Source organism: Streptomyces sp. NRRL S-350 (assembly GCF_000719705.1).
GTDB lineage: Bacteria > Actinomycetota > Actinomycetes > Streptomycetales > Streptomycetaceae > Kitasatospora.
Map to the genome: position 1 here is coordinate 1 of NZ_JOHO01000125.1, position 6,158 is coordinate 6,158.

The 6,158-nt window shown below is 75.9% G+C and carries 5 protein-coding genes; 2 read left to right on the plus strand and 3 right to left on the minus strand.

Features of this window, described 5'->3' with window-relative positions:
• Positions 1-76: 76 nt before the first annotated feature.
• From IF30_RS0139745 to IF30_RS0139755, 3 genes are all read right to left on the minus strand, one after another.
• Complete coding sequence (locus tag IF30_RS0139745; RefSeq protein WP_051712249.1) at positions 77-1,009, minus strand: MaoC/PaaZ C-terminal domain-containing protein; 933 nt, start codon at positions 1,007-1,009, stop codon at positions 77-79.
• The gene (locus IF30_RS0139750; protein WP_030247835.1) at positions 1,006-2,241 is read right to left on the minus strand and encodes a beta-ketoacyl-[acyl-carrier-protein] synthase family protein; all 1,236 of its coding nucleotides are present in this window, start codon (positions 2,239-2,241) and stop codon (positions 1,006-1,008) included. The genes IF30_RS0139745 and IF30_RS0139750 overlap by 4 nt, the downstream gene beginning before the upstream one ends.
• A 153-nt stretch (positions 2,242-2,394) precedes the next feature.
• Positions 2,395-3,606, minus strand: coding sequence for an aminotransferase class I/II-fold pyridoxal phosphate-dependent enzyme (locus IF30_RS0139755; protein WP_030247837.1), 1,212 nt, complete (start codon positions 3,604-3,606; stop codon positions 2,395-2,397).
• 662 nt (positions 3,607-4,268) lie between these two features.
• Here IF30_RS0139755 and IF30_RS0139760 point away from each other — a divergent pair.
• Together IF30_RS0139760 and IF30_RS0139765 are read left to right on the plus strand one after the other, a co-directional pair.
• Positions 4,269-5,144 carry an AfsR/SARP family transcriptional regulator gene (locus IF30_RS0139760; RefSeq protein ID WP_051712251.1) on the plus strand — a complete coding sequence of 292 codons (876 nt, stop codon included), beginning with the start codon at positions 4,269-4,271 and terminating at the stop codon, positions 5,142-5,144.
• Positions 5,145-5,395: 251 nt separating this feature from the next.
• Entirely contained in the window at positions 5,396-5,755 is a 360-nt protein-coding gene (locus IF30_RS0139765; RefSeq protein ID WP_030247840.1) for an ArsR/SmtB family transcription factor, read from the plus strand.
• The last annotated feature ends 403 nt before the right edge of the window (positions 5,756-6,158 follow it).

The following is a 6,158-nucleotide window of genomic DNA, read 5'->3' on the forward strand; positions in this document are numbered from 1 at the left end:
CAAGCAGAAGACGGCATACGAGATTTCTGCCTGTCTCGTGGGCTCGGAGATGTGTATAAGAGACAGGTCATGGGGTTCACTCCCCCGCCGGGGCCAGGCGGGCCCAGCCGGCCTTGACGGCGGTGCCCGCGTCGGTGGCGATGGTGAAGCGCACCACCGTGCCCCGGTCGTAGGGCTGCAGGGTCAGGCGCAGTTCGGTGTCGGGGCGGGCGGGGGCGGCGAAGCGGGCGCCGAGGGCGGTGAGGCGGGCGGGGTCGCCGTGGCCGTGGCGGTCGGTGATCTCCTCGGCGGCCAGGGCGACCAGGTGCATGCCGTGGGCGATGGTGCCGGGGAAGCCGGCGGCCCGGGCGGCGGTGTCGTCGAGGTGCAGGGGGTTGAGGTCGCCGGAGGCGTGGGCGTAGGCGGCGGTGTCGGCGGCGCTGAGGGTGCGGGTGAGGGTCAGGGGCGGGCCGTCGGGGGTGGTGCCGGGGTGGGCGGGTGCCGGGAGGGTGCCGTGGGGGTCGGTGCCGGTGGCGCCCAGGAGCAGGGCGGCGGTGGCGAGGTCGGCCAGGGGGGTGCCGGTGGCGGCGTCGGTGAGGCGGGTGGCCAGGGCCAGGCGGGTGCCCCGGGCCTCGCGGCGCGCGGCGGTGACCCGGACGTGGACGTCGATGTCGCCGGCGGTCAGCGGGGTGTGGGTGTGGATCTCCTGGGCGAGGTGGACCACGCCGGTGAAGCCCGGGTCGCCGGCGGTCAGCGCGGTGACGGTGTGCTGGGCGAGGGCGTGGGCGGCGACGAAGGGGTGGGCGGGGGCGGCGCCGTCGCGGGCGGGCGGCCCCAGGCGGGTGCGGGCGGCGGCGCGGTAGGCGGCCAGGTCCTGGGCGGTGACGGTCAGCCGGGCGCGGTACCCCGGCCCGGCCGGCGTCGCGACGGGCCCGGGCGCGGGCGCGGGCGTCGCGCTGCCCGTGGGCGTGGGCGTCGTGGGCGTCGCGGGCGCGGGTGTCGCGGCGGGCGTGGTCGTGGGTGCGGTCATAGCGGGGTCACCACCAGGGTCGAGTTGTGGCCGCCGAAGCCGAAGGAGTTGGACAGGGCCGCGCCGCTGCGGATCGGGCGGGCGGCGGTGTGCACGACGTCGAGGTCCAGGCCCTCTTCGGTCTTCTCGTGGTTGGCGGTGGGGGGTACGCGGCGGGTGTTCATGGCCTGCACGGCGGCGATCAGCTCGACGGCGCCGGCCGCGCCGATCAGGTGGCCCACGGCGCCCTTGGTGGAGGTGACCGGCACGCCGTGGGGGCCGAAGACGGTGCGCAGGGCGGCGGCTTCGGCGCGGTCGTTGTGCACGGTGGAGGTGCCGTGGGCGTTGACGTGGGCGATGTCGGCGGCGGTGAGGCCGGCGTCCGCCAGGGCCGCGCGCATCGCGGCCACCGCTCCGGCGCCGTCGGGGCGGGGGTTGGACAGGTGGTAGGCGTCCGAGCTGGAGCCGTACCCGGCGAGCAGGGCGTAGGGGCGGGCGCCGCGGGCGCGGGCGTCGTGGAGGCGTTCCAGGACGAGGAAGCCGGCGCCTTCGCCCATCACGAAGCCGTCGCGTTCGGTGTCGAAGGGCCGTGAGGCGCGGGCGGGTTCGTCGTTGCGCTGGGAGTGGGCGCCGAGGTTGCCGAACGCGGCGAGGGTGACCGGGGTCAAGGTGGCCTCGCAGCCGCCGGCGACGACCACGTCGGCGCGCCCGCTTGCCAGCAGCAGCGCGCCGTGGCCGATCGCGTCCGCGCCGGAGGCGCAGGTGGTCGCGATGGTCAGTGCCGGGCCGCTCCAGCCCAGGCGCATGGCGATCTGCGCGGCGGCCGCGTTGGGCATGGTGACCAGCGGCATCAGGGGGGAGACGCGCAGCGGCCCGTGCTCGGTGTACAGGGCCGACTCGCGGTCGCTGGTGGTGCGTCCGCCCACCGCGGTGCCGACCACGATCGCGCTGCGCCCGGGCGGCGGTTCGGGGTGTCCGGCGTCGCGGTGGGCGGCCAGTGCCGCCAGGGTGCCGTAGAGGGCGAAGGGGTCCAGGCGGCGGGCGTCCTTGGCGGGCACGGGCCCGTCCGGGGGCAGGGCGGCGACCCGGCAGCCCAGGCGTACCCGGTGGCGGGCCAGGGCCGGGTCGTCCAGGGCGGCGGCGGTGGAGTGCCCGGAGGCGACGGTGCGCCAGAACTCCTCCACGGTGTGGCCGGCGGGGCTGACCACGCCGAGGCCGGTGACGGCGATCGGCGGGCGGGCAGGGGGGGCCATGGCGTCCTCTCCTCTCACGGGGCGGGCCGTACGGGCAGGCGGGGCGGTGCGGGCAGGCGGGGCGGTGCGGGCAGGCGGGCGTACGGGCGGTGGCGGGCTGCGGGCGGTGCGGGTGGTGGCGGCTGCGTACGGGCGGGGTGGGGTGGTGGTGGGTCAGATCAGGCCGGTCTGGGCGGCGGCGGTCAGGAACGCCTCGGCCGCGAAGTCGATGTCGGCGGCGGTGTGGCGGGCGGTGACCGCGATGCGCAGGCGGGCGAGGTCGTTGGGCACGGCGGGGGTGACGACGGGCAGGCCGATGACGCCGGCCTTGCGGCAGGCGGTGGCGTAGTCGTAGGCGGCGTCGTCGCTGCCGGCGATGACGGGCAGCACGGCGGTGGCGGAGTCCATGGTGGAGATGCCGGCGTCGTTCAGGCGGGCGCGCAGGCGGGCGGCCTGGGTCTGGATGTGGGTGACGCGTTCGGGTTCGCGGCGCAGGATCCGCAGGGCCTCCAGGGCGGCGCCGGTCTGGGCGGGGCCCAGGGCGGCGGAGAACAGGAACGGGCGGGCGGCGTAGCGCAGGTGGCCGATGAGGTCGTGGCTGCCGGCGACCCAGCCGCCCATGGAGGGGATGGCCTTGGACAGGGTGCCGAGTTTGACGTCGACGCGCACCCGGTGGCCGAAGTGCTCCTCGATGCCGCCGCCGCCCGGGCCGATGACGCCCAGGGCGTGGGCCTCGTCGACCATCAGCAGGGCGTCGTGGCGGTCGCAGACCTCGCGCAGTTCGGGCAGCGGGGCGATGTCGCCGTCCATGGAGTAGACGCTGTCGACGACGACCAGGCGCACCCCGGTGGGGGAGGCGGCCTTGAGGCGGCGTTCCAGGTGCTCGACGTCGTTGTGGCGAAAGCGGGTGACGGTGGCTCCCGACAGGCGGCAGCCGTCGACGATGGAGGCGTGGTCGTACTTGTCGATCAGGACGGTGTCGCCCTGGCCGACCAGGGCGCCGACGGTGCCGACGTTGGCGGCGTAGCCGGATCCGAAGACCAGGGCGCGCTCGCGGTGGGCGAAGCGGGCGACCTCGGCCTCCAGTTCCTCGTGCAGCGGGATGGTGCCGGCCAGGGCGCGCACGCCGTGGTTGCCGGTGCCGTAGACGTCGACGGCGGCCTTGGCGGCGGCCACCACGCGCTCGTCGCCGGCCAGGCCCAGGTAGCTGTAGCCGGACATCATGAGCAGGCGCTCGCCGTCGAGGTCGCAGTAGGCGCTGTCGCGTTCCATCGTGTAGGCGACGAAGCTGTTGCGGCGGGAGGGGTCGGACTCCAGTGCGGCCACCCGGGCATTCGTTGCGGCGAGCTTCGGCTCCAGGCGGTCCCATGCTCCGGTGGCGTTCACGGGCGTTTCTCCTTCACGGCTTCACGGGGCTTCACGGGGTTCACGGGGTTCACGGGGTTTCACGGGGTTCACGGGGTTTCACGGTGGTGCCGGCTTCGGGGGTTTCTCGGGTTTCTCGGGTTTCGCGGTTGCCGCCGGTTTCGCGGTTTCGCGGGTTTGCGGGTCCGCCCCTTTTCCGGGCCGGGTTCGTTTCCGGTTTCCGTCCGGTTTCGGTCCGGTTCGGTGTCGGCGGATCGGGGGTCGCCGTTTCGGCGGGGCGCGGTGCGGGCGGCTGCGGGCGGGTTTCCTCGAAGCCTTCACGCGGGGTGCTCAAGGATGGCTACATTTCTACGCCAGGATGCGCAAGGCGTCCGCAATAGCCGCTTTCCCGGCCTGCGGTGACGCTCTGACGTGCGGAAACACTGCGTCCACGACGTATCGGCCGGACGGCGGGTATGTTTTCCCGGCCGGTGTTGACACCGCGCATCGCGGCGAATGTATGGTCGAAAACCGCTGAAACCGAACGGCTGGTCGGCGGTGAACCGTTGCGGCCCGGGTTTTTCATGCTCTCCCATGCCGACGGCCCGGCGCGGGCCGTCGCTTCCGCTTTGGCTCAAGGGGGTTGGAGCTACGTTGAACGGCTTCAGGGAAGACAGTCCGTCCGGCAGATCGGGGGCGCGGCGATGCTGATCCGTCTCACCGGCCTGGTGGCGATCGAGCACGAGGACGGTGCCCCGCAGCACCTGTCCAGCGCCCAGGCCCAGGTGGCGTTCGCCCGCCTGGTGCTGGAGCGCTCCGCCGGCACCAGCCGCGACCAGCTGGCCGACACCATCTGGCCCGACGGGCTGCCCGACACCTGGGCCTCGGCGCTGCGCTCCGTGGTGAGCCGGGTGCGGGCGTTCGTCACCGATCCGGGGCAGGGGCCCGGCGCCACCCCGCTGATCGCCCAGGGCGGGCGCTACGTGCTGCGCCTGCCCGCGGACGCGGCGGTGGACCTGGAGGCCGCGGCCTCGGCCGTGGGCGAGGCCGGCGAGGCGCTGGCGGCGGGCAGCCACGCGGTGGCCCAGCAGCTGGCCGCGGGGGCGCTGTCGAACCTGCGCGGCTCGTTCCTGCCCGACCACGAGGGCGAGTGGGCGCAAGGGGTGCGCGAGCACGTGGACGAACTGCGCATCAGCGCGCTGGAGACCGCGAGCCTGGCGGCGTCGGCGCTGGGCGAGGAGCACCACGCGCTGCGCTGGGCGGACGAGGCGGTGCGCCGCGCCCCGTTCCGCGAGAGCGCCTACCGGTGCCGGATGGAGGCACTGGCGGCCGCCGGCAACCGGGCCGAGGCGCTGCGCTGCTACCAGCAGCTGCGCCGGGTACTGGCCGAGGAGCTGGGCATCGACCCGGCCGCCGAGACCCAGGAGCTCTACCTGGCACTGCTGCGCACCCCCACGCCCGCGCCGCCCGCGCCGACGGCGGCGGTGCGGGCCGTGGACCCGGTACTGATGGGCATCTTCGAGCCGCTGGCCCTGACCCGCCTGCCGCGTCCGGCGCCCACCCCGGTCCGCGCGGCCTGAACCGCCCCCCGCGCCGCCGCCCGCGCGGCCTGAACCGCCCCGCCGCCCCCCGTCCGTCCCGTGGCCAAGAACCGCGCCCTGCGCGCGACTTCACGCCCGACGCTACTACGCCCGGCCCGCCCGCCACGCCCACCGCAACACCTGCGTTGCGGTGGGCGTGGCGGGCGGGCCGGGCGTAGTAGCGTCGGGCGTGAAGTCGCGCGCAGGGCGCGGTTCTTGGCCACGGGACGGACGGGGGAGGGGTGGTGGGTGTGGGACGGGCACGCGTGGCGGCGCGGGTGATCGTGCACCCCGGTGTGGAGGACGTGAGCGTCCAGCAGGTGCTGGAGGCGCTCGCCGACCCGGCCCGCCGGTCGGTGGTCCGCACACTCGCGCACTCGGGAACCGACCTCAGCTGCGGCTCCTTCGAACTCCCGGTGGGGCGTTCGACCTCCAGCCACCACTTCGGCGTGCTGCGTGAGGCGGGACTGCTGCGCCAGTACTACGTGGGCACCACCAAGATGAACGCGCTGCGCAGCGAGGAGTTGGAGGGCCGCTTCCCGGGGCTGCTGGCGGCGGTGGTCGCCGCCGCGGACGCCGAGGCCCGCCGACAGGGCGGCCCGGCGACGTGACCGCCCCGCGGGGCACCGCCCCGCGGGCAGACACCCCCGCGGGCAGACACCCCCGCGGGCAGACGCCCCGGCGGGCCGTGACCCCGGATCGGGGGTCGAGGGTCGGGTCCGGGTCCGGGTCCGGGTCAAGGGTCGGGTCGGGTCCGGAAGTCCGGGGTCACGGCTCCAGGGTCCTGGGTCCGGGGTTAAGGCTCCGGGGGGTCCGGGGTGCGGTCGCCGCCCGGCCCCGGGGACGCGCGGGGGCCGGGCGTAGGCTGTCCGCCCGTGATCGACAACGACGGAGCCCGCCCGCACGACGGTGACGGCGCGGACGGCGCGGGCGGTGGCGCGGGCGGTGGCGCGGGGGGCGGCGGCGCGGGCGGTGGCGGGGGCGCCGGGGGGGCGGCGGGCGGGGGCGCGGGGG